Source organism: Salsuginibacillus kocurii DSM 18087, from assembly GCF_000377705.1.
Classification (GTDB): Bacteria; Bacillota; Bacilli; order Bacillales; family Marinococcaceae; genus Salsuginibacillus; species Salsuginibacillus kocurii.
On sequence record NZ_KB898627.1, the window covers coordinates 320,805 to 345,757 of the forward strand.

Below are 24,953 nucleotides of genomic sequence, written 5' to 3' on the forward strand. Positions count from 1 at the left end.
TCTAAAGTGTAGAGGGCATACTACCGTGTAGCTTGCCTCACCATTATGTAAGGTGGTTATTAGTCATGCTGCTACGATTCGGATACGTCTCCACAGCACTTTCACTGTGGGAAGCCTCTCCTTCACGGACATTAACGTTCACCAACTGGAAAAAACTTAATAAAGAAGAACGCAAAGAAAAACTTCACGATTCCATAGAGCAGAACTTAAAAAATACAATCCGAGCCTTGCATTATAATATTGCCCACGGCATTTCTGTTTACCGGATGTCATCATCGCTCGTCCCGCTTGCCACCCATCCCGAGGCAGGCTGGGATTATGTCACTCCATTTAAACATCGTTTTGCGGAGATTGGAGACCTGGTTAAAAAGCACCAACTGCGCGTTAGCTTCCACCCAAATCAGTTCACCTTATTCACAAGCCCTAAAGAGCACGTAACTGAAAATTCGATAACGGACATGACCTATCATTACACAATGCTAGAAGCAATGGGCCTCGATAAGGAATCTACCATTAATATCCATATCGGTGGCGCCTACGGTGATAAAGAAGCAGCACTCAACACATTCAATAAGAATTTCGCCAAGCTGGATCCTTCTATCCAAGCCCAAACCACACTTGAAAATGACGATAAAACCTATACGGCAGAAGAAACATTGCGCCTTTGCGAACATCATTCCCTGCCATTCGTTTTTGATTATCACCACCATTGGGCCAATCCCGGAAACGACTCATTCGAAAACTTGCTACCTGCTATTTTTGATACATGGAAAAACAGGAGCCAACCGGCAAAATTCCATCTCTCTTCTCCTAAATCAGAGACAGAATTCAGATCTCACGCAGACTACGTTGACCTGGACTTTGCCCTGCCATTTATAAAAGCGCTCAAAGCCTATGGCCAATCGGCAGATATTATGATTGAAGCAAAAGCCAAAGATAAAGCTGCTTTGAAATTAATAGAAGAAATAGCGAAAATACGGGGATATAAGCGGGTGGAGGGTGGGGCAATAAAGATTAACTAGCCCTCCTTCGAAGACTCGGGGCCTCTCTTAAAACAAACATTAACTCTAAGTAAAATCAGTTTTGCGGTTGCAAAGTATGTCCACCACATTGGCTTAAAAGCTTCACTTTATGCAAAGTTTAGTATCTAGGACATCAGCTTTTTTTTAAAAGTAAGGATCGATACTTCCTATTGCACCAATTTATGATCCTGACTAGTGCAGGGAAAATCACAATAGGAATAATACCTTCAAGCCACTCTCCCGTCTAGAGAATGTTAAATATAAGAAAAGGAAAAGCTGCAAAATACACTATAATAGCTCCCCAATGAAAAAATTTAAAAAACTTTTCATTAGTAGCGGGAGCACCAAAACAAGCAGTAACTATCTTGTACATTATATCCACCCTTTTAAACAGTAGTAACATAACTCATTTCTGGTGAATTTAGTAACCTAGTTTCCCCTTATGTTACTATTAAACATTACTGTAACGCTGCCTGGTATGTGATTTGTTTCGCTCTGCATTCATTCAATATTTTTATAGTAAGCTGTGGTAATCTTCAAAATTTGTACAATCAGTATAAAAAAACGACCCAATTCCTGATTTTTATCAAGAACTGAGTCGTTATTCACGGTGGTTATGTAGCCTTTTGAGTGCCCAGCGCCCTATATTTGGTCGCCTCTCAAGTGAGACTAGTTGAAATATAGTGCACCGTTCGAGTACTGACTGATGTTCGTTTGCCTTGCAGTCAACTCAACGTACTTGCACTCACTATTAATGGTGGAGCCAAGGGGGCTCGAACCCCTGACCTTCGCGCTGCCAGCGCGACGCTCTCCCAGCTGAGCTATGGCCCCGTAACAATTAAGAGAAACCTTATGTAAAAGGGGATTGAGTGGCATTTTGTCCACAAATGTAATATTATCATTCCATGCTTTCTCATGCAACAGCTTTTTTCAACAAATTTTGAGGGGTGCCTGCCCCCGGTACGTTAATACGTTAATACGACGGGGGTCAGGCACCTAACACCCTCAAACTTTTATTCACCTAAAAATAAGAAGTAGGCGAGGAAGACGAAGAAGAGGAAATACATAATCGGATGGACTTCTTTTCCGCGTCCTTTTAATAGCATGGTGACTGGATAAAAGATAAAGCCGAGGGCGATGCCGTTTGCGATGCTGTAGGTGAGCGGCATGGCCACTACTGTTAAAAAGGCAGGAACGGCGATCTCGAACTTGTTCCAGTCGATCAGGCTGAGTGAAGCGGCCATCAGGATTCCAACTACAATCAAGGCGGCTGCGGTTACTTGTTCTGTGACTACACCAAGAAGCGGTGAGAAAAATAGTGCTACTAGAAACAATCCTGCTGTCACCACTGAGGTGAAACCGGTGCGGCCGCCGGCGGCAACCCCGGCAGATGATTCGATATAAGCAGTCGTTGTTGAAGTTCCGAGCACAGCTCCGATTGATGAAGCGGACGAGTCGGACAACAATGCTTTCCCAGCCCGTGGCAGTTTATTATTTTTAATAAAACCAGCTTGGTTTGCTACTGCATACAGCGTCCCCGCTGTGTCAAAAAAGTCGACAAACAAGAAGGTTAAAATGACAATGGAGAGCTGGACGATCATGCCCGTTGTCCATTCTACTTCAGCAAGACCGGTGAAGGCCGCCCCAAATGTTGGCGCAAGACTTGGCACAGAACCGACAATCGCGTCCGGCATATCAATAAGCCCCACCACAATTCCTGCCACTGAGGTTAAAATCAAGCCGTAAAATATACCGCCGCGATAGCCCATCACCATCAAGACGACTGTAACGACTAAACCAAATAAGGCCAGCAACGTTAACGGTGAAGTCATATCACCGAGCGTTACTGCTGTCGATTCATCTGGAACAACAACTCCAGCATCTTTCAAACCAATAAACGCAATAAAAAGGCCAATACCGGCGGCAGCTGCATATTTCAATTCAGCTGGTATTGCGTTAATAATTAATTCTCGAATTCGGAGCAAGGTAATAATAATAAATATAATACCTGACATAAACACACCAAAAAGAGCAATTTCCCAATCCACTCCCATGTTGATGACGACCGTATACGCAAAGAACGCATTTAAGCCCATGCCTGGTGCGAGCGCAATCGGATAGCGCGCAACAAGCCCCATAATGAGCGTCCCGATTGCTGCTGCAACGGCTGTGGCCGTAAATACAGCACCTTCGTCCATGCCAGCGTCTGCTAAGATGGTCGGGTTGACGAATAAAATATAAGCCATCGATAAGAAGGTCGTGAGCCCCGCCATCGTTTCGCGCTTATAATTCGTATGGTTTTCTTCAAACTGAAAATAGTTCTTCATGCAGGCTCTCCCCCTATACTGAAGAACGACAAAGCCAACCAACTACCATAGAAAAAACCCCGGAAGTAAAAGGCTACCCGGGGTTTGGATGGAATCAGGACACTACGGGCATACGCCCGCAGCTCCCTGCATCCAACAGGTAGTCAAGCCATTTACGGTGGCCTGGTAGAGACTCGCGAGCCCTATTCTCGCGATTATACGCCTGTCGTTCATTTATTTAACTGTCTATGAGTCTAGCAAGCGAACAGTCATGTGTCAACATAAAAACCGAACATTCATCATTTTTCCAAATAATTCGTTCGCTTTCTTACTCCCACTCGATCGTCGAAGGTGGCTTGGAGGTTACGTCATACACTACGCGGTTGACGTGTGAAACTTCGTTTACAATGCGTGTCGAAATTTTCTCCAGCACATCGTATGGAATTCGTGCCCAATCTGAGGTCATACCATCGACTGACGTAACAGCGCGTACGCCGACCGTATAATCATACGTACGTGCATCCCCCATTACACCGACACTGCGCATGTCCGGAAGTGCGGTGAAGTACTGCCAGATTTCGCGGTCGAGACCAGCATTTTTAATTTCTTCCCGTAAAATCGCATCTGATTCCCGAACGATCTCGAGCTTATCATCTGTAATTTCTCCGAGAACACGGATACCAAGACCTGGCCCTGGGAACGGCTGGCGCCACACAATTTCATGCGGCACGCCCAACTCTTCGCCCAGCTTCCGTACTTCATCTTTAAAGAGCGTATTGAGCGGTTCGATCAACTCAAAATGCATGTCTTCCGGCAGACCGCCGACATTATGGTGTGATTTGATCGTCTGAGCCGTATCCGTTCCGCTTTCAATAATATCTGTATAAAGCGTGCCTTGCGCCAAGAAGTCCATATTCGTCAGCTTTTGCGCTTCTTCCTCAAACAGATAAATGAACTCATTACCAATAATCTTACGCTTCTCTTCTGGGTCTGAAACACCTGCAAGCTTACCTAAGAAACGGTCCTTCGCATCAATCTTAAGCAAGTTCATATTGAAGTCCTCACCAAAGGTCTCCATCACGCTGTCCGCTTCACCTTTACGTAACAACCCGTGATCGATAAACATACACGTCAGCTGATCACCAATCGCACGGTGTACAAGAGCCGCTGCCACTGATGAATCGACGCCGCCTGAAAGTGCACAAAGTACATTACGGTCGCCAACCTGCTCGCGAATCTTTTCGACTTCTAAATCAATGAAGTTCTCCATCGTCCAGTCGCCGGCACAACCGCAAATCTCGTAAGCAAAGTTTTTCAGCAGCTCGTCGCCATGTTCAGTATGACGGACCTCCGGGTGGAACTGAACACCGTAGAGATTCCGCGATTCATCACTCATGGCCGCAACCGGGCAGGACGGGTTCGTTCCATCCACGCGGAAGCCTTCCGGCGGCGCTACGATTAAATCACCGTGGCTCATCCACACGCTTTGTTCATGCGGCAGGCCTTGGTAGAGTTTAGACGCATGTTCAACGGTAAGTGTCGCTTTCCCGTATTCCCGATGCGAAGCCGCTTCTACTTTACCACCGTAGTGATGGGTCATCAGCTGCATGCCGTAACAGATCCCTAAGATCGGCACATTCATGTCAAAGATGGCCGGATCGCATGAGGGTGCTCCTTCCACATATGCGCTATTCGGCCCACCAGAAAAAATAATGCCGCTCGGGTTCATTTCGCGAAGCTTGTCCGCGCTAATCGTATTTGGGTGCAGTTCGCTGTAAACACCTAAGTCACGAATGCGGCGCGTGATCAATTGATTGTATTGGCCGCCAAAGTCAAGAACAACAATCATTCCCTCTACCTTTTCCATTCTTCATCCACCTTTTCATAGAGTTCGACTAAATGCCAAACTCATTCTCGTTTCTTGCCTATGTGCAGATTTCCTATTTGAAAAAACTAGAAGGGATTGCCTTTCCCCTTCTAGTAAGTAAAACGCAGGAGGGCTGATGTAACCGTCAGCTTGATCCTGATTCAGGCAGATACCAGTACCAGCCCATCCCTGTTCAATATTGACACTATTCACGTATCACTTCTAAAATACGACCTATATTTTATCAACACGGCCATCAAGGGTCAAGATTCAATTCTTGCCACCAGCTGTTCCCAGGCCCGTTTCACTTCGAGAGGCGGCTGGTTTTCTTCTTTCCTGCCGTAATATTGCCGTTCATAAAAGGAGGTTAAGGTCTCCATCGCTTTTGTTTGATACGTGTGATCGACACGCGCTGCGTATTCTCTTAACGTCTCTTCACTTCCGCGCGCAAGTCCCGCAAATTTCAAGAACCCAAGCAAGGATTCATATGCAGAAACGAAGCTGTGTTTTTCGTTAAAGTCTGGATAGCGACGCAGTAAATACGCGCGGATTAAGCGATGGCGGTACTTTGCTGCGAGAAGAGCTAACAAAGCAACTATACCTGCCCCCAAGGCAATCATCCACCAGCCATTTGTACCACTGCCTGCAGCAACTTCCTCGTCTTCCTCTTCTTCAGTCTCTTCATGTTCCTCTTCAGAATCGGGCTGTTCTGTTTCAGTGTTTGCTTCTGCTTCCCACTCTTCACTGCTCTCCCCATGCTCTTCAAAGTAATAATCGAATGTAGACGAAAACCCTTGAGTTGGTTCAAATGGGACCCATCCTACCTCAGGGAAGTATACTTCCACCCAGGAGTGAGCATTTGCATTCGTTATTTCTCGGGTTGTATACCCTGAGGAAAATTCGATCTCTTCCCCAGGTGTAAAGCCTTTAACCCAGCGAGCTGGAATATCGAGAGCCCGCATCAGCACAACCATTGACGTGGAAAAGTTATCACAATATCCCCGCTGCGTTTCAAAGAGAAACTGATCGACATAATCTTCACCGCTCGACGGCACAGCTACATTTTCCGTATCATAAGTGAATTCAGGCCCAGATAAATAATCTTCCACAGCCCGTGCTTTATCATACCTGTTCCCATATTCGTCGGTCAGCTCATGGGCCAGATCCTCCACCCTCTCAGGCAAAGAATTCGGTAGCTGCAAGTAATCTTCTTGGATGTGCGCTTCATCTTGTTCAGTGCCTTCCACGTCACGCATGCGCTCAATTGGAAAACGGGCTGCTTCATAATTGATCGTAAACGAGTCAGAAGCTTCAGGCTCTGTGTCATACAAACGTTCCAACATTCCCGTATTTGGGTCGAGCGATACATTTTCAAAACGCGGGTTCTCTCCAGGATCTATATAGTCAAGGTCCCCTGGATAAAAGACGAGCGGATAATCGGCACCTTCGGCCATCTCTACATTTGTATGCACGTCTTCGGTCTCAACATTGTCGGTATATAAATCAAAGTTTCCTTCCTCAGATTCATAGTCATTTTCCCAGCCGTGGCCGGTGTAAATGTTTTTCGACTCTCCGCGCCAATAAGAGGTTTCCTCCATTTCCGCTTCAAATACTGGAGAATCATCCATTTCAAATCCACCGCCGAGGCGTTCATCGTTATCTCCGTAACCGATGCGCTGCGGACCGCCGCTGCCATCGCCGTAATCTTCTATCCCGGCTGCATTTTCGATAAAGGGAACAGGGTCCGGCCACTGCGGCTCTGCTTTTGGCGCAGCCATGCCCGCAAGCCCTGCAGCGAGCACGATAACGACCGTACCTGTCACCCAGCGAAACATCAAGCCTCCGCGCTGCCTAACTCCGCCTTCATCTACCATCCGGAAAGCTTGGAGCAAACCGAGCAGCAAAAATCCGAGCACGAAAATCCGAATCATTGCCATGTTAGCTTCATATACCGTAAAGGAATCTACTACCGCCACATAGGCAACGGTAAAGATGAAGAAGAAAAAGACCCGTTTAACATACACAACCCAAAAGTAAATCAAATAACTCATAATAGCGAGCAGCAGTAAAAATAAGAAACTTCGAAACTTCTCAGATAGAAGCTGCCAATTCCCATTTAGTAATAAACTAATATTGCTTTGAATATCGGCGAATAAAGCCGCCCACCAAGCAGGTGTTAAAAACGGTTCGGGCATAAATATATGGTGCAGCCCATACAAACTGACCAAACCTAATAAAGGAATGGTCACATAAAACGGCAAGCGCAAAAACATAATTAGAAAATAGATAGCCGTCATCAGCATAAATATAGGGATATACCCTGTATCAGAAATAACCGGAAGCGGCACGAGCCATTCCATCAAAAGTAAAAAGCCTAATATATAAATAAGTGCGTGCCGAGGCGTTCGCATCGACTCTCTCATGATCTACACGCTCCTTGAGCTATAATACCGTAGTCCCTTCTTTTTCAAACGCCTGGTTTCTCATGACAAGGTAGACACTTCCACCAGCCTGCTTCCAGGTTGACAGCCATTCTCTTTCCAAGTCTGTCAACTGAGCACGCGGGCTGAAATAAACAAACATAACCCGCCGCCCCTTCGTTACATACAAACGCAACTCCTCAAGAATCTCTTTTTCAAGTACAGGAGATACATAGATCATTTCAGACCCTTGGCCAGTGACAAAGTGAACGTCCTGAACTTTTGCTCGTACATGACTTTGCTCCTGTCGGGCCAAGCTTCGCAGAATGCGATGCACATGCGACTTCCCACGCCCTCGTTCAACTCTTTTTTTGTCGAAGCAAGCGCAGCATATTCCAGCAAAACTTCCTGCTGGTAACAATAATGGGCAAAGGACGCTGTAAAATCTACCGCTTCTTCAAGCCGTTCGTGAGAAAACTCTGTTACCTGCGGGTTCAAGAGCAATGTGTACCCTTTCCCTTCTTGAGCTTCGAATTCTTTTGTGACCAATTTGCCGGCACGGGCCGTCACTTTCCAATCAATGCTCGTTAACCGGTCCCCAGGCGTATAATCCCGGACCGCTGCCACTGAAGCGGATTGATCATACGATCGTTGTTCCGGATTGGAACGCTCAGATTGTTCTTTCACATAGAATGCCCAGTTGGAGAGCTTCTTCAAGCGCGGGTAGACAAGGACCTCAGCAGGCTCACGCCATACTTTTCCTTTTTTCCAAAGGCCAAACATGTCTCCTGTAGACAGATGAATATCATTAAATTGCGCTTCCCCTCGTGCTGAGCCTTTTACCCGGTAACTGAGAGTAGCTTCTCTTTTCCAGGATAAAAAGAAAACGGAACGCGACTCGCCTTCTTGAATGGATAAAAGCCTCGGGTAGCGGTCATCTACATAAAGGTAGGGAAGCGGAAGAGGCCAGCGTTTGCGAATCGTAACTGTGACTTCGGCTTCGTCTCCCCGCATCAGCCAATCCGGTTCCACCGTTCGCGTCACTTCAAGCTGATGAAGCGGGTAAAGAATATAAAGCACACTAACGCCTATCAAAGCGGTCATTCCATAAAAGAGGAACCAACTGACAAATCCGCCTTGAAACATCGCATAGGCAAATAAACTGGCAAGCAGCCCAATAAATAAGACCACACGAATGCCTATTTTCATCCATTCCCAAGCTGAGCGAATCATGACCACTTCTTCGCTTCCTTACGCGTAGCAGGCACTTGAATGCGGCCCATCACATCACGTATTACATCTGCTCCTTGCCGTTCTGCCATATGCAAATCAGAACGTAAAATTACGCGGTGGCCGAGGGCATAAGGAGCCAACTGTTTCACATCGTCTGGCAGCACATAATCCCGCCCCTGGATAAAGGCATACGCCTGGCTTACTTTCATTAAAGCGATCGTGCCGCGAGGGCTGGCACCGAGTTCAATTTCTGAGTCATTGCGCGTAGACTGCACTAAGTCGATCATGTATTGTTTCACCGCTTCATCCACATACACACGCGCGACTTCTTCTTTCATCGCTACGATCTCTTCCAACGAAATCACTGATTCGAGTCGGTCAATCGGATGACCAGTTTCCAAGCGAGACAGCATTTCAAATTCTTCCTCATGGCTCGGGTAACCGACATCAATTTTTAGCAAGAACCGGTCAAGCTGCGCCTCTGGCAATGGATAAGTGCCGCCGTATTCGATTGGATTCTGCGTGGCCATTACAAAAAAAGGATTCTTTAAATCGCGTGTTTTCCCGTCTACCGTGACACTGCCTTCCTCTAATGCTTCCAACAGCGCGGATTGGGTTTTCGGTGAAGTCCGATTAATTTCATCGGCCAGCAAAACGTGCGACATAACCGGGCCCGGACGGTATTCAAACTGAAGAGATTGTTGGTTAAACACAGATACCCCTGTTACATCGGACGGTAACAGATCGGGCGTAAACTGAATTCGTTTAAAATCGGCTCCAACCGATTGAGCAATTGCCCGCACCATCATTGTTTTCCCAACACCGGGAACGTCTTCCAAGAGCACATGGCCGCCTGCGAGCAGTGCGGTTAAACTCAACTCAATCTCTTGGCTTTTTCCGACAACGACCCGTTCCACATTTTCCTTAATATTTTGAAGTGAAGTCATATATGGCGTCAAAGGTCATACCTCCATCATTGATTAACAAATGAATTCTACCTTCTTCATAATAACATTCTTTCTTGCTTTCCTGTTTCTTAAAACCTATTTACAAAAATTGGTTTAATATTCATAGTACCATAGATTCCGCCTACCAAAAGAGAAGGATACTCTTCTCCTACTGCGTAGTAAGCAGCTGCTATAGTAGCTTCTAGCTTTATTATGATTTGTCAGTGTACCTTCTCATACGTGTAACGTTCTCCTCTTCTATTGTTACCCTCTTTCTGAAATTACACACCTTACCTTTGAAACAACGTTTTCCCCCTATAGAAAACGTCACAAAGCCAAGCCTATGGGGCAGGATCCCTAGTTGCACCTAAACCATTTCCCTCAAAACAACTACCACAGTTGCTCCTCAGGCTGGGAGCAGTTCGTTAGATACATAAACAATAAATACAAGAAAGAGCGTTCACCATAAAAACCCCCTCCTTAATAGACCCCTGATCCCGTTATACGCTTATAACACGTAGTTGCTCTACTCGTTACTCTTACTAAAAAAGATTCTTATGGCAGGGGGGGTTAGGGTCTTACAATTTGGAATACATGAATGGTGACTTGGCCTTGGACCGCAGAGTCATAAGATACGGGGTCGTGCCAACTGGCAGGTTGGGTGGGGGGAGCGAAGAACGATTATTTTTATGTATCCAGTCCATACGTGCTAGTTGCTCCACCACCTATCCTCATTACAGCGCGATACTATTCAAGCGCTCTCTTCTTCTTTGACAAAGACCGCTTATATGCTTGGAAAGACCGCTACTCCTGCGGAAACAACGATCCTGACGAGAGCTCGCAAGGTGCTAGCTAAAGGGGCTCTAGATGCACCCGCGGAAAGGGAGGTTATGGACGAACGATCAACACGCTTCGTTACCAGAGCCTTGTCAAACAAAAATATTTGTAGGTATAAATTTCATGCAACACCTCAAAATAACAAACAGTAAATATACGGAAGGAGGGATGGGTGATGCTGCGCCATATTAAAAAATTACGCTTGAAGAGCAGAATGGCGAAGAATAAGCAGCAGCACCTTCCTCGCCTCACGGATGAAGAAAGCGCACAAACGCCATTATCTTCCAGTTTGCTACATAACGAAGAAGCTTTGCGCACGATTTACGCAAATTGCTGGGACGTGGTTTTTCGGTCATTTTGGATCGCTCAAAAAGAGAGAGCTCTGTTGATTTATATAGAAGGCCTTTCTCATGCAGAGGAAATAAACCAAAATGTTCTCGCCCCTTTAATGGAAGCCACCGACCTGCAAATTACTACGATCGATGATCTTACCGATAAAACGATATCAGTTGCCGGTACCAGTAAAGTGCACACCTATACCGATATTGTTGAACATATATCACTAGGTGAGCCCGTTCTGATGATGAATGGGCATAAGGCGGGGCTTGCTCTAGGATTGGAAAACTGGGAAAAACGCTCCATTGAAGAACCGGAAGCTGAACATGTCGTCCGCGGGCCGCGGGACGGGTTCGTGGAAGCGTTGCAGGTGAACACCGCCAGCTTGCGGCACCGCCTTAAAAGCCCACGCTTAAAAATGGAAGCATTAAAGGTCGGAGACTATACAAAAACGGACGTAGTTCTTACTTTTATTGAAGAAATAGCAGACAAGAACCTTCTAGAAGAAGCAAGAAATCGTATAAAGCGTATTAAAATCGATAGCATTTTGGAAAGCGGGGATATTGAAGAACTTATTGAAGATCACCCGTTTTCTCCGTTTCCACAGGTTCTCGATACAGAGCGGACTGATGTTGCGACTTCCTACCTACTCGAAGGCCATGTTGTCATTATCGTTGACGGCAGTCCATCTGTATTGATTGCCCCAACCACGTTTTACTCAATGATGCAGTCGGCTGAAGATTATTATCAGCGCTTCCTGATCGGCACCGCGGTACGTTGGCTGCGCTATATCTTTTTGTTTATTGCATTGCTGCTGCCCTCACTCTACGTAGCAATCCTTACGTATCATCATGAAATGGTTCCTACCCAATTGATGATTAGCATTGCGGCTGCTAGAGAACCGATTCCTTTTCCAGCGTTAGTGGAAGCCTTTGTGATGGAAATCATTTTTGAAGTATTGCGAGAAGCGGGTCTCAGGCTGCCAAAACAAATTGGTCCTGCCGTCAGTATCGTGGGAGGTTTAATCATTGGTGAAGCTGCTGTTCAGGCTGGGATTGTTTCTGCCCCAATGGTAATTGTTGTTGCTTTAACCGGGATTTCTTCATTTGCCATCCCCCGGTACAGTGCAGGCATTGCCATTCGCATGCTTCGTTTTCCCTTATTGATATTGGCTGGGGGGCTAGGATTGCTTGGCGTCATACTCGGCATCATAGCTATTATTGTTCACTTATGTGCGCTGCGTTCCTTTGGGGTTCCTTATTTAACCCCAATTGCCCCAATGGAGTTCCGGGATATAAAAGATGTGCTTATTCGCGCGCCAAAGTGGAAGCTGACCACCCGCCCGCGCTTATCTGGAAAAGCGAACACGTACCGCGCATCTCCCCATCAACAACCAGGACCTCATCGAGGGAGGGATTCTTCATGATTGAACAAGGTAAAATCTCTTCATTACAAATGGCCATCTTCATGTATCCTGCCATCATTGCCACAGGCGTTCTTTTGATTCCAAGCATCACCGCAGTACATGCCGGCCGTGACATGTGGATCTCTCCCATATGGGGGTCATTTATTGGCTTCGCAACGGTGTACATTGCTTATAAATTGCACACCCAATATCCGGGAAAAACCGTTATACAATACAGCGAAGATATACTTGGCAAGTTGTTAGGGAAAATGTTGGGGCTTATTTATTTGTTGTTCTATTTACACATTACTGGAATTGTCCTGCGCGAATACAGTGAATTTATCCTCGGCATCTTTTTCTTGCACACCCCGATCATTGTAATACTTGGCAGCATGATATTAGTGGGTGCGTTTGCGGTGCGGGGAGGGGTAGAAGTGATAGCAAGAGCCAGCCAAATCTGTACGCCGATCGTTGTGATTTTGTTACTATCTGTTTTTATTTTCCTATCTCAAGATTTAGAGCCAAGATATATTCTTCCGATATTTGAAGAAGGGATTACTCCCTCTCTAAAAGGGGCGCTAACCCACCAAGCTTGGTTTAGTGAATTCTTTCTCATTTCCTTTTTTCTTCCTTTTTTAGCGGACGGAGAAAAAAGTCTGAAATGGAGTTTCATTTCTGTTGTTTTCGTTATGTTGACTTTTATAACAGCAAACCTCTCGGCGTTATTTTTATTTGGCGATCTTACTGCAAAATTTCTGTACCCATTAATGTCTGCAGCTCGTTATATAAGCATTGCTGATTTTATCGAACAACTTGAATCGCTCGTTATGGCCATCTGGGTTGCCGGAGCTTTTGTTAAACTATCTGTCTTTTATTACGCCCTTTCTTTGGGGACGGCCCAATGGCTGAACCTTTCCGAATACAAATCAACCGTGTTCCCTCTTGGGATATTGCTTGTGGTAGTTGCAATCTGGTCCGGTGACAACTTAACAGAAGTAAAAGAGACGGTAGGCACGCTCGGGCCTTTTTATTTAACCTCCCTACAAACTGTTCTACCACTAATTCTGTTACTCTTCGTGCTGGTCAAAAAGAAAGTGCAAAAGGGGGCAAAAGGATGAGTTCTTCACGTGAACCAACCAGCAGGCTTAAGCCACTCTTCCTTTTACTTATGTGCTGTTCTCTTTTGTTGCTTAGTGCTTGCTGGGACCGCGTTGAAGTAAATGACATCGTGTTTGTCCTAGGAGCAGGGCTTCACGAGACCGAAGATGGAATGATCGAACTTTCGATTGAAATGGTGCTTCCCCAGCAAGAAGTAGGAGCGGATGCAGAAGCAGACAGCGAGCTTTCAACTTATGTAGAAGCAGCCGAGGGAAGAACAATTATGGACGCTATAGCAAATTTACAGCAAAAAGTACCCCGAGAGCTTTTTTGGGGACAGATGTCAACCACTATTATCAGCGAAAGCTTGGCTGAATCAGGAATGCAGCGAGCGATGGACTTTCTCGCCCGTCATCCAGGAGCTCGCCTTCGAAAACACATTTTTATTACCCAGGAAGATCCCGTGGAGATATTTTCTACAGCGCCCCATCTTGAACAAAGCGCATCTGACACGATGAAGGAACTGGCTAGAATGCAACTTGGCATAGAAGTCGATATCTTAGAGCTATTAAAAGCAATGGATGAAGAATCTATAGATATTGCAGTGCCTCTCATAGAAACCACCCCTATTGGCCAGGGGAAAAATGAAAAACAAGATTTACAAATAAATGGTGCCGCTATCATTAAACAAGGACACATGACAAATACAATTAATATGAAAGCCACCAGAGGGGTGCTCTGGTTAAAAGATGAAGTCGAAGAAACCATTGTAACCATCTCCCCTGAAGATGTAGAGGGTAGATTAACTATGAAAATGGCTCAGTCCAGCACTTCATTTACCCCTGAAATTCATAACGGCAAATGGCGTTTACATATTTACGCCAAAAGTGAAGACGATATTTTTGAAAATGCTAGTCACCTGGACCCGGGTGACCCGGACACTATCGCAATGTTGGAGCAGGAATTAGCCGCTGAGATAAAAGAACGAATGGAACTGGCTCTCCAAATCATTCAAAAAGATATCCAGGCAGATGTTTTTCATTTTGGGGAGATATTTCGCAGACATTACCCCGATCAGTGGAAAGAAGCCAAACTTCATTGGGATGAAATCTATCCAGAGATTGAAGTGAACATTGAAGTAGAAACAACTGTTAACCGACCAGGTATGACCGTTGAACCAATAGGAATCCCAAAGGGCGAGGTGGAGGAATAATGAATTGGGTACAAGCAGCAGGCATTACCTTGATTGTGGTTTTGGTGGTCTTATATGAACGGACACAATTACTTCCTGACCAAAAAAAAGAAAAAATAACGTTAGGAGTGCTCAGCTTTTTAGGATGGTCGCTCGCTGTTTTATTGGTGTTTTTCCCACAAGTACCCGGTCCGAATGAAGTAGTGGAAATGATATTTAAACCGTTAACTCAGCTGTTAGAGGAATGAGGGTGGACTTTGATTGTGGCGTGGCGTGCTCCACTTGTGGCGTCAGATATTTTGGTTTGGCGTCTCTCCCGGTGAGCGTGGCGCCACGTATTCGATCCGCTCTTTTTCAGGAAGGCACTCACGAATATAAAATGGAACAGTCGGTTTGCTCCCGCATAAATCAAGCCAACTAAAAAGAACCTTTCTCCCACATGGTTGGGGAGAAAGGTTCTTTTTAGATTATCAAGGTACGCCGTTATAAGCGCCTCGCTCATTGATTATTCTTCAATCAATCCATTTTCGACCAAGAAGTCGTTGGCCACCGTTTCTTCGAGTTCATGGTCAATATCGACTTCAGCGTTTAGCTCAGCCATGACTTCTTCTGTTAAAAGAGAGCCAAGCTCATTAAGCTGTTCTTCAATCTCTGGATGCGCTTCTAATACTTCGTTTCGAATAATAGGAGCCGCAAAATATGGAGGGAAGTAGCCCATGTCATCTTCTAAGATTTCTAAGTCAAACGCAGGGATCCGGCCGTCTGTTGTAAAGGCGGCAATAACGTCCACTTCTTCATTACGGACGGCATCGTACATTAGCCCTTCATCCATTTGTTCGGTTCCGCCCCACTCATACTCGTACATTTCATTCATCGGGGCCAAGCCATCTTCACGCTCAGCAAAGTCTGCGTTGTGGCCGAGAATCAACTCTTCACTATGGTCACCTAATTCCGTTTGCGTTTCAATTTCATCTGTGTCTTCCTCACGCATGGCTAAACCATAACGATTTTCAAAATCGAACGGTTCAAGCCAGCTGACGTCGAATTCTTCATTATACCCTTCTTGGACAGCGTCATAAATCACTTCTGCTTCCGGTGGGTCTTCCGGGTCAATTTCTTCATTTAACACTGTTATATAAGAAGTCCCGGTATATTCCACATATAGATCGATATCTTCATCCTGCATTCCCTGGGTTAAGACATCCGTACTACCGACATCCACTTCTCTATCAATGTTTAAATCCGTATTTTCCTCAAGCAAATCCGCAATCATATGTGTTAATATAATTTGTTCAGTAAAGTCTTTTCCGCCTACTACGACTGTATCTTCATCATCTCCGCAAGCACCTAAAATTAAAGATGAACCGATAATCATAGATAATAACTTTTTCATAGTCATCTTCCTTTCGTCCGTCTGTTATTTTCTCAATCCTTTTGGCGTCACCCAATTTTCAATACGTTTCAATATAAAGTCCGTAATGATTGCCAAAATTGCAGCCGGTATGGCTCCCAATAACGTAAGGGCACTGTTTTGAACGGCAAGACCACGCATAATAACATCCCCTAAACCACCGGCACCAACAAAGGTTGCTAACGTCGCGATCCCGATAACAATGACCGTGGACGTGCGAATACCAGCCATAATAACTGGAAAAGCGAGCGGAAGCTCAATTTTTCTAAGAATCTGCGCCCGGGTCATGCCCATCCCTTTACCGGCTTGTACGGATGCTTGATCCACCTCCAGGATCCCGGTATACGTATTCCGAAGAACTGGAAGCAACGCATAAATGGTTAACGCAAAAATAGCATTATTCGTACCTATCCCAAGAACTGGAAGCATAAACCCTAATAAAGCCAAACTTGGGATCGTTTGAGCAACCGCAGCAACACCAATCACCGGCTCTGCGTAGCGGCGCATGCTTGTCAACGCAACCCCCAACGGAACGGCTATCGCTATCGCTATCCCCATAGAAACAAAGACGAGGAACATGTGTTGTTGCAACGCGTCCCACACTTGATCAGAACGCTGTTGAAAAAGTTCCACAAGTTGCATCAAGAAGTCCATTATGTTTTACCTCCCTGCTGTTCCCATTCTGCAATGCCGCGAATCATACTGGAGTTGGTAATTAACCCTACCAGCTGTCCTTCTTGTACAACAGGCAATGTATAGACTTTCTGATTGGTAAAGATCTCTGCAACCTCTTGCAGTAACGTGTCGGAAGTTACATGTAAAATATCAGTAGCCATGATATCCGAAACGTTTTTATCTTCGTCCTCATAGTGGTTCTTCAAGTCTTCTAACGTGACGATACCTACAAGTTCACCTTCACTGTTCTTAACGTATAATTGATCCACATGGTGTTTTTTCATATAGTTAAAGGCTTCTGCTAGCCCTCTTTGTTCCCGTACTGTAGCAACATCACTTCTCATCAACTGCTGCGCAGTAGGCTGGCCTAATTCCTGATTCAACCGTTTGGACCCGATAAAATCACGAACGAAATCATCTTTTGGTTCTCGCAGCATCTTATCCGGAGTATCCACCTGCACAATTTCTCCGTCCCGCATAAGGGCAACCCGCTTAGAGATTTTAATAGCTTCATCCATGTCATGCGTTACAAAAACAATCGTCTTTTTAATTTCATCCTGCAGCTTTACTAATTCATCCTGCAGCTGCTCACGGCTGATGGGGTCCAATGCACTGAAAGGCTCGTCCATCAAAACCACCGGAGGGTCAGCCGCCAAAGCCCGAATGACACCAATCCGCTGCTGCTGTCCGCCTGACAACTCATTGGGATAGCGTTTTTTAAACGTCTCCGGGTCCAACCCGACAAGGTTCATCAGCTCGTCGACGCGCTTCATCATTCTTTCTTTTTCCCATTTCTTTAATTTCGGCACAATTAAAATGTTTTCTTCAATTGTCATATGCGGCAACAACCCAATTTGTTGAATGACATACCCAGTGTCACGCCGCAATTGGACAGGGTCTTTCTTTTGAATATTTTCACCATCAATTAATATTTCGCCTTCAGACGGTTCGATTAAACGATTAAGCATACGCATCGTTGTAGTCTTTCCGCAACCAGAAGGCCCGATGAGTGTAACCAGCTCTCCAGTTTCGATTGTTAAATTAATATTTTTAAGAGCTTGAAAATCATCAAAGGACTTTCCGACATTTCGAAATTCAATCATGCTGTCACCTCTCATTCCATACTAGGAAACACGACAAGAAACTCTAAAAATCTTGCAAGTCATACAAATTAATGCAGAAAATATTAAAGAACCTGTAAGTATCTAGGACAGACGAAACCCATCTTGTATACTACATTAAATAGGTCCTAAAATAAAGCCGTTATTTCCTAAGTACGAAGAAGGACAACCGCCGTAGACCGGTATTCTTAGGTTTTTAGCGGTGTGGTTACGCTTTTACAAAGTGCTTATGGAAGTGGTGAAAACTAGAATAGATTAGCAGTTTAAAAACGATTTTACTGCAACAACTTATGTCGAAAATTGCGTCTGGTAGAAACATCGAGAGCGAATATAGAGCGGGCAGTTATGTGGAGTGCGGCGTGTTGGCATTCTCGTGCCGATTGGCCTTGTTTAAGTGCGGTTGCTGGTGCTTGAGTGCGGCGTCGCTCGTTCTAAGTGCAGCGTCACGTTCCTTCAGTACGGCGCCTCTACCCGGCTGCTTCCCTCCTGTTTTCAAGACAACGCCGCGGTATTAAGACAAACCCACCCCATCATACTCTTTAGGAAAGAAACAAGGAGGTATGTTATGAAAATATTGGGTCAAATTGATTGGAATCTCCTTTCATTTGTTACCTTATCGCTAGCAAAAGATCATTTACCTTTAATATACACGCCCAAAATTTATTATTGGCATTGCCATGAAAGGGAGGGAGAAAAGAAAACGCTAAAGCGGAGAAGGTAAAAGCAGAGGTATGATGACGAATGTCCCCATACGTTGCGGCTCATCCATTTTTTCTGGAAAAGCTCAATTTGAGAAGGTCTTTCATAAAATGTCCTATCTCAACAGAAAGTAGTGATTTAAATGACTATATTTGGCCAATGGCCAGGACAGCAACACGGGACTCATCACGGCCATCCTCATGGGTCTCATCATAAGCACCACCACCCGGGGCATCATCATGGACCGCACCATGGACACCATCACCCGGGGCATCATCACGGACCGCATCATGGACACCATCACCATGGGCACCATCACCCCTGGCACCATCATGGACCGCACCATGGACACCATCACCCGGGGCATCATCACGGACCGCATCATGGACACCATCACCCGGGGCACCATCACCCCTGGCACCATCATGGACCGCATCATGGACACCATCACCCCTGGCACCATCACGGACCGCATCACGGACACCATCACCATGGGCAAAACCCTTCGTGGCCACCTTTCAGGTGAGTATCAGCAATTGTGAAGGAGAGAAACAGTCTGTTTTCTCAGCCTGACCAGCCTTGATCACTTTATCAGCCAAAACTCCCATTTTCGGCGAGTTTTTTAAATGGTTTAGATTCCATTTCTCATATACCTTTCTAAAAGCATAAAAGAAGAGGCTTCCACAAGGTTACTTGACTTCTGGAAAGCCTCTTCTTTGTTTATCTGAAGCAGATGAATTAATAAATTCAACTAAACCGGGTTCAGCTTCCTTTGCATTCGGTGTTAACTTAACAGAAGCACAGGGTATTTCGTCTAAAACTGTATCCGGAAACCCTACATTGCTACTTCAATTACACTTCCATGGGTATAAAAAAGCTTTCTTATATAACTCCTTGGGCAATCATAGCATCGGCCACTTTTTTAAAGCCTGCTATGTTGGCCCCAACGACCAAGTTGCCGGAGTATCCGTATTTTTCGGACGCTTCCATGGACGTCTTATAGATGTCTTTCATGATCTCTTTCAGCTTATCATCCACCTCTTCAAACGACCATGACAGGCGCCCGCTGTTTTGGGCCATCTCCAACGCGGAAACCGCAACTCCACCTGCATTGACCGCTTTTGCCGGACCAAACAGAACGCCATTCTTTAAAAAGACTTCAATCGCTTCGAGGGTGGAAGGCATATTAGCCCCTTCACCTACTGCGATGACCCCATTACTAATCAGAACGTCAGCCGAGGTCTCATCCAGTTCATTTTGAGTGGCACATGGCAAAGCGATCTCACATGGAACGGTCCAAATCCCGTGGCCCCCTTCGTAAAATTCAGCTTCCGGCCTTTCATTCAAGTATTCGCTTATTCTTTTGCTCTGTTCTTCTTTCAAACTTTTAACGATCTCAAGGTCAATTCCTTTTTCGTCATAAATATATCCGCTTGAATCACTACAGGCAACTACTATTGCCCCTAATTCTTGAGCTTTCTCCATTGCATAAATAGAAACATTTCCTGAGCCGGAGACAACGACCGTTTTATCCTCAAAGGTTAATCCTTGATCTTTCAACATTTCCTCAACAAAATATACCGCTCCATATCCTGTCGCTTCTTTTCGGGCTAAACTTCCGCCATAATCGAGCCCTTTTCCTGTTAGTACCCCTGCTTCATTCGCGCCGCGCAACTTTTTATACTGGCCGAACATATAGCCGATTTCCCGCGCTCCAACACCAATGTCGCCAGCAGGAACGTCTGTGTCCGGCCCGATATGCTTTGACAATTCCGTCATGAAGCTTTGAGTAAATCTCATGATTTCTGCATCAGATTTCCCCTTTGGATCAAAGTCAGCTCCCCCTTTTCCGCCACCAATAGGCTGACCGGTAAGGGAATTTTTAAAGATTTGTTCAAACCCTAAAAACTTAATGATGCTTGCAGAAACAGAAGGGTGAAAACGAAGGCCGCCTTTATACGGTCCTAGCGCACTGTTAAACTGCACGCGGTACCCACGGTTCACCTTAACGTTGCCCTCGTCATCCATCCAGGGAACACTAAAGGTAAGCATCCTTTCTGGTTCAATCATCCGCTCAAGCACATTGTTTTTTCGGTAGACAGGATGCTTTGCTAAAAACGGGACAAGCGAATCGAATATTTCTTTTACCGCCTGATGGAATTCCTGCTCATGCGGATTCCGCCTCATCACCGTTTCAAACACTTCATCTATATATTGCTGCGTCACTTCTAATTCATCTTGTTTCACTGCCTGTAAAGTACTCAATGGCACCGCCCCTTTACCTTCGTTATTACTTTGGTTAAATTTTCTAACATGAAAGTTCCCACCTCTCATGTTAAATGGCAGAAAATTTAACAAACCTATTTACTATCTTATCTTCTAAAAGAAAGGGGTACAATATATAAATTAGAGGAAATTCATGCAGGCGCGTCCAAATGAGTGTTTTTAGAACTTTAAAGGTTCACATGGAAGGTTAAAATAAATGATTAGAGCAGGACCACCATGTGGAATGAGCGAAGAAGTGTAGTAGGCGAAGAAGCCCCTGCTGCACGCCATAGTAGTAGCGTAGATGTTGATCCAGTTGATGGAAGAGCATGTTTAAATGGGTACTGCTCATGCTGGTGCTAATGTAGGAATAGAGGGAGATGATGTCACTTATATTTTTTTATAGAAACCAGCTTAAAAAAGCATCCACTTAGAAGTGAATGCTTCCCCTGGTTAGTCATTAACATATTATCAGCTGCTTATTTTCAAGACGGGTTTAATTGTCGTTCCGTTTTTTGAATCTTCGAATGCCTGGTTTATATCGTGGAATTCGTAAAATTCCACTAATTTATCAAAGGGAAACAACCCTTCCTTATAATACTTCACCAACTCAGGTATAAACACTTGAGGGACGGCATCACCTTCAATAACTCCGACCATTGTTTTTCCTTCAGCCATAATTTCCTCATGCACATGAATGCTCACTTCCGGCGTTACCCCCACAATTGCAAGTTTCCCGAGCGGGCGAAGCGTCCGAAGACCCTGGCGAACAACAGACGGCACACCTGTTGTTTCAACCCCGTAATGGGCTCCTCCATTCGTTATCTCCTTGATTTGTTCCTCTATATTTTCATCTTTGCCATTAATCACGTGGGTAGCGCCCAATTCCTTGGCTGCGTCTAGCCGGCTGTCATGGAGATCAATGGCTATGATATGTTTGCAGCTCGTTATTTTTGCTGCCATTACTGCACTTAAACCGACTGCTCCCGCGCCGTATATAACGAGGGAGGTTCCAAACGCCGGTTTCAGGTGGTTCAGTACTGTCCCGCTGCCAGTCTGAATACCGCAGCCTAAAGGCCCTAACAAGGCAAGATCTACATCCTTATCCACTTTCACTACGTTTCTTTCATTAGCGACCGCATAAGTGCCAAAGGAAGACTGTCCGAAAAAGGTGGAAAGGTCGTTGCCTTCCTTCTGTAAACGATGAGTCTCATCCTCCATTTTTCCATCGAAATTCAATTCGTTAAAATCGGTACAAACCGTTGGATGGCCTGTGAGACAGTTTTCACAGTGGCCGCAGTAAGCAAACGATAAAACAACATGATCTCCCGACTCCACCGTTTTTACCCCATCACCTGTTTTCTCAACAATCCCTGATCCTTCATGGCCCAGCACAACAGGGTATGGAGTCAGCCCGGCATCACGGGCTACCGCATCTGTATGACAGACACCAGTAGCAACAATTTTTACTAAAACTTCGTTTGTCTTCGGTTCGGAAAGCTCCACTTCTTCAATTTTGAACTCATCTTCCTGGCTCTGTGTAACAGCTGCTTTGATTTTCAACTACGTTCAGCTCCTTTTATGATTGGTTAACAAAACATGATGAGAGCCCCAAAAACACCTTGCCTCCAAACACTCTTTTATTTTTTTCATTTTATGGATGTTTATGTACATATAAAAATTAATGCACTTTTGCAGACATCTTTTGTGGGAACTGGTTGAAGAACCAGAGAGTGGAGAAAACGGCGGGAAATATAAACAGGAGTTTGTGAAATTGGAGAAAGAACCAATACAATTTTTATTTTTCAACAGGAATGTAGACGCTAGAAACGCCCACACGATGTAATGAAAAAAGAGGCTTCCCAAAAGTTCAAAGAACTCATGGAAAACCTCTAGTTTATATCCTGATTCTAGAAAACGTTACCTTTTTGTTACCCTCAGGTCATTTCCGAAATATATAAGGGGCAATAAACCCCGGCTTTACTGGGTTTCAGGGGCAGATGTCCAGCTCCAGCGTCTCTACGAGTTCGGGATCACTTTAGGCCTTTTCTGAAGCCAAAAAGCGGCTTCTATCAAAGTCCTTCCAGTACCTGTCGCTCGCCAAGGCGCTTACGCTTTTCTCATTACATCATGCCGCCCATGCCACCCATTCCGCCCATGCCGCCCATGTCAGGTGCAGCACCAGCGCCGCCATCTTCTTCTGGATTGTCCGCTACAACTGCTTCGGTTGTGAGGAACATTGCAGATACGGAAGATGCGTGCTGTAGGGCATAGCGAGTTACTTTGGTTGGGTCTACGATACCTTTTGCGATCATGTCAACCCAGTCGCCAGTGGCTGCGTTGAAACCTTGGCCTGGCTCTTCGCCTTTCAAGCGCTCAACGATGATGGACCCTTCAAGGCCTGCGTTGTGAGCGATTTGACGTACTGGCTCTTCTAGTGCGCGAGCTACGATGCTGATACCAGTCGCTTCGTCGCCTTCTGTTTGCTCTTCAAGGCTCTTCACGGCTTTGTATACGTTCACTAGAGCTGTTCCACCGCCAGCTACGATACCTTCTTCAACCGCAGCGCGTGTGGAGTTGAGGGCGTCTTCGATACGAAGTTTGCGCTCTTTCATTTCTGTTTCAGAAGCAGCACCAACTTTAACGACTGCTACGCCGCCTGCAAGCTTAGCAAGACGTTCTTGTAGCTTTTCACGGTCGAAGTCAGAAGTTGTTTCTTCGATTTGGCCTTTAAGGTGAGCAACGCGGTTGGAGATTTCGCTTGGGTCACCAGCACCTTCAACCATTGTCGTGTTGTCTTTTGTAACAACAACTTTGCCGGCACGACCGAGCATGTCAACAGATGCTGACTTAAGGTCATGGCCGAGATCTTCAGTGATAACCTGGCCGCCAGTAAGCGTTGCGATATCTTCAAGCATGGCTTTGCGGCGGTCACCGAAGCCAGGAGCTTTAACTGCTACCGCGTTGAATGTACCGCGAAGTTTGTTCACAACAAGTGTTGCAAGTGCTTCGCCTTCAACGTCTTCAGCGATGATAAGGATTGGTTTGTTTTGCTGAACAACTTGCTCAAGAAGCGGAAGAACTTCCTGGATGTTAGTGATCTTCTTGTCAGTGATCAACACATACGGATTCTCAAGCTCAGCTTCCATTTTGTCAGAGTCTGACACCATGTAAGGGGAAGCATAGCCGCGGTCGAACTGCATACCTTCTACGACTTCAAGCTCAGTTGCAAAGCCTTTGGATTCTTCCACTGTGATAACGCCGTCGTTACCAACGCGCTCCATTGCTTCAGCAATGATTTGGCCAACTTCATCGTCAGCAGCTGAGATGGAAGCAACTTGAGTGATGGATTCGCGACCTTCGATTGGCTTTGAAATTTTCTCAAGCTCTTCAACTGCAACAGAAGTTGCTTGCTCAATACCGCGGCGGATACCCATTGGATTCGCGCCGGAAGCTACGTTTTTAAGACCTTCAGCGATCATCGCCTGGGCTAGGACGGTTGCCGTGGTTGTACCGTCACCTGCGATGTCGTTTGTTTTGCTTGCAACTTCGGATACGAGCTGTGCGCCCATGTTTTCGAAGTTGTCTTCTAATTCGATTTCCTTTGCAATGGTAACACCGTCATTGGTGATAAGCGGGGAACCGAATTTCTTTTCTAGAACGACGTTACGTCCTTTTGGTCCGAGTGTAACTTTCACAGCGTTTGCAAGTTCGTCTACACCGCGCATAAGGGAACGGCGTGCGTCTTCACTAAACTTAATATCTTTAGCCATGTGTTCTCAGCCTCCTATATAAGTAGTATGTAGGGCAATAGCGTCAGTCCGCTTACCCAATAACTGCTAGTACGTCGCTTTCGCGCAAGATGAGATAGTCATTTCCTTCATACTTTACTTCAGTACCTGCATACTTAGAAAAAATGACGTTGTCTCCTTCGTTCACTTCTGGCGCTACGCGTTCGCCGTTATCGGTAACACGTCCACTGCCAACCGCAACAATCTTTCCTTCTTGCGGCTTTTCTTTGGCGGAATCTGGAAGAACAATACCGCTGGCTGTCTTTTCTTCTTGTTCTACTTGTTCGATCACAATGCGATCTCCTAGAGGTTTAATCAAGATGAACAC

Annotated in this window: 19 protein-coding genes, 1 tRNA gene and 1 riboswitch; of the genes, 5 read left to right on the forward strand and 15 right to left on the reverse strand. The window is 45.5% G+C overall.

Translation table 11 applies throughout. The features are described 5' to 3' along the window. The first annotated feature begins 65 nt into the window (after window positions 1-65). A complete protein-coding gene (uvsE, locus tag D469_RS0111940) occupies window positions 66-1,022 on the forward strand; it encodes a UV DNA damage repair endonuclease UvsE (RefSeq protein WP_018923628.1) in 957 nt (318 codons plus the stop codon). A 755-nt stretch (window positions 1,023-1,777) separates the two neighbouring features. Here the strand turns inward: uvsE and D469_RS0111950 are convergent. The 7 genes from D469_RS0111950 to D469_RS0111980 all read right to left on the reverse strand — a co-directional run bounded on the left by D469_RS0111950 (window position 1,778) and on the right by D469_RS0111980 (window position 9,807). Next, a tRNA-Ala gene (locus D469_RS0111950) sits at window positions 1,778-1,853 on the reverse strand. Between the two features lie 182 nt (window positions 1,854-2,035). Next, window positions 2,036-3,349, reverse strand: a complete 1,314-nt coding sequence (locus tag D469_RS0111955; RefSeq protein WP_018923630.1) for an NCS2 family permease — start codon at window positions 3,347-3,349, stop codon at window positions 2,036-2,038. A gap of 122 nt (window positions 3,350-3,471) precedes the next feature. Further along, a riboswitch (purine riboswitch) is annotated at window positions 3,472-3,571 on the reverse strand. Window positions 3,572-3,656: 85 nt separating this feature from the next. Next, window positions 3,657-5,195, reverse strand: a complete 1,539-nt coding sequence (gene guaA / locus D469_RS0111960) for a glutamine-hydrolyzing GMP synthase (RefSeq protein ID WP_018923631.1) — start codon at window positions 5,193-5,195, stop codon at window positions 3,657-3,659. Window positions 5,196-5,458: 263 nt separating this feature from the next. Beyond that, window positions 5,459-7,618, reverse strand: coding sequence for a DUF4129 domain-containing transglutaminase family protein (locus D469_RS0111965; protein WP_018923632.1), 2,160 nt, complete (start codon window positions 7,616-7,618; stop codon window positions 5,459-5,461). Between the two features lie 19 nt (window positions 7,619-7,637). Next, the gene (locus tag D469_RS0111970) at window positions 7,638-7,856 is read right to left on the reverse strand and encodes a hypothetical protein (RefSeq protein ID WP_018923633.1); all 219 of its coding nucleotides are present in this window, start codon (window positions 7,854-7,856) and stop codon (window positions 7,638-7,640) included. Then, complete coding sequence (locus tag D469_RS0111975) at window positions 7,853-8,848, reverse strand: DUF58 domain-containing protein (protein ID WP_240473338.1); 996 nt, start codon at window positions 8,846-8,848, stop codon at window positions 7,853-7,855. Before D469_RS0111975 ends, D469_RS0111970 begins: the two co-directional genes overlap by 4 nt. After that, a complete protein-coding gene (locus tag D469_RS0111980) occupies window positions 8,845-9,807 on the reverse strand; it encodes an AAA family ATPase (protein ID WP_018923634.1) in 963 nt (320 codons plus the stop codon). The genes D469_RS0111975 and D469_RS0111980 overlap by 4 nt, the downstream gene beginning before the upstream one ends. A 1,000-nt stretch (window positions 9,808-10,807) precedes the next feature. Here D469_RS0111980 and D469_RS0111990 point away from each other — a divergent pair. The 4 genes from D469_RS0111990 to D469_RS0112005 are packed head-to-tail and all read left to right on the forward strand — an operon-like array spanning window position 10,808 to window position 14,911. Then, complete coding sequence (locus D469_RS0111990) at window positions 10,808-12,394, forward strand: spore germination protein (protein ID WP_018923636.1); 1,587 nt, start codon at window positions 10,808-10,810, stop codon at window positions 12,392-12,394. Continuing rightward, complete coding sequence (locus tag D469_RS0111995; RefSeq protein WP_018923637.1) at window positions 12,391-13,491, forward strand: GerAB/ArcD/ProY family transporter; 1,101 nt, start codon at window positions 12,391-12,393, stop codon at window positions 13,489-13,491. The genes D469_RS0111990 and D469_RS0111995 overlap by 4 nt, the downstream gene beginning before the upstream one ends. After that, the gene (locus tag D469_RS0112000; RefSeq protein ID WP_018923638.1) at window positions 13,488-14,684 is read left to right on the forward strand and encodes a Ger(x)C family spore germination protein; all 1,197 of its coding nucleotides are present in this window, start codon (window positions 13,488-13,490) and stop codon (window positions 14,682-14,684) included. The genes D469_RS0111995 and D469_RS0112000 overlap by 4 nt, the downstream gene beginning before the upstream one ends. Beyond that, window positions 14,684-14,911 carry a hypothetical protein gene (locus tag D469_RS0112005; RefSeq protein WP_018923639.1) on the forward strand — a complete coding sequence of 76 codons (228 nt, stop codon included), beginning with the start codon at window positions 14,684-14,686 and terminating at the stop codon, window positions 14,909-14,911. Before D469_RS0112000 ends, D469_RS0112005 begins: the two co-directional genes overlap by 1 nt. A 257-nt stretch (window positions 14,912-15,168) precedes the next feature. Here the strand turns inward: D469_RS0112005 and D469_RS0112010 are convergent, their stop codons facing one another. The 8 genes from D469_RS0112010 to groES form a co-directional block, all read right to left on the reverse strand. After that, on the reverse strand, window positions 15,169-16,056 hold the full coding sequence (locus tag D469_RS0112010) for a glycine betaine ABC transporter substrate-binding protein (protein ID WP_018923640.1): 888 nt from the start codon (window positions 16,054-16,056) through the stop codon (window positions 15,169-15,171). Window positions 16,057-16,080: 24 nt separating this feature from the next. Further along, window positions 16,081-16,716 (reverse strand): ABC transporter permease, encoded by a 636-nt coding sequence (locus D469_RS0112015; RefSeq protein ID WP_026286220.1) that lies wholly within the window; start codon window positions 16,714-16,716, stop codon window positions 16,081-16,083. Between the two features lie 11 nt (window positions 16,717-16,727). Then, window positions 16,728-17,852, reverse strand: coding sequence for a betaine/proline/choline family ABC transporter ATP-binding protein (locus tag D469_RS0112020; RefSeq protein ID WP_018923642.1), 1,125 nt, complete (start codon window positions 17,850-17,852; stop codon window positions 16,728-16,730). 863 nt (window positions 17,853-18,715) lie between these two features. Beyond that, on the reverse strand, window positions 18,716-19,084 hold the full coding sequence (locus D469_RS21215) for a hypothetical protein (protein ID WP_018923644.1): 369 nt from the start codon (window positions 19,082-19,084) through the stop codon (window positions 18,716-18,718). 367 nt (window positions 19,085-19,451) lie between these two features. Further along, entirely contained in the window at window positions 19,452-20,834 is a 1,383-nt protein-coding gene (gene gdhA, locus D469_RS0112035) for an NADP-specific glutamate dehydrogenase (RefSeq protein WP_018923645.1), read from the reverse strand. A 471-nt stretch (window positions 20,835-21,305) separates the two neighbouring features. Continuing rightward, a complete protein-coding gene (locus D469_RS0112040) occupies window positions 21,306-22,397 on the reverse strand; it encodes an NAD(P)-dependent alcohol dehydrogenase (RefSeq protein WP_018923646.1) in 1,092 nt (363 codons plus the stop codon). A gap of 560 nt (window positions 22,398-22,957) precedes the next feature. Continuing rightward, window positions 22,958-24,607, reverse strand: a complete 1,650-nt coding sequence (gene groL, locus D469_RS0112045) for a chaperonin GroEL (protein WP_018923647.1) — start codon at window positions 24,605-24,607, stop codon at window positions 22,958-22,960. Window positions 24,608-24,659: 52 nt separating this feature from the next. Beyond that, entirely contained in the window at window positions 24,660-24,944 is a 285-nt protein-coding gene (groES, locus tag D469_RS0112050; protein ID WP_018923648.1) for a co-chaperone GroES, read from the reverse strand. Window positions 24,945-24,953: the final 9 nt, after the last annotated feature.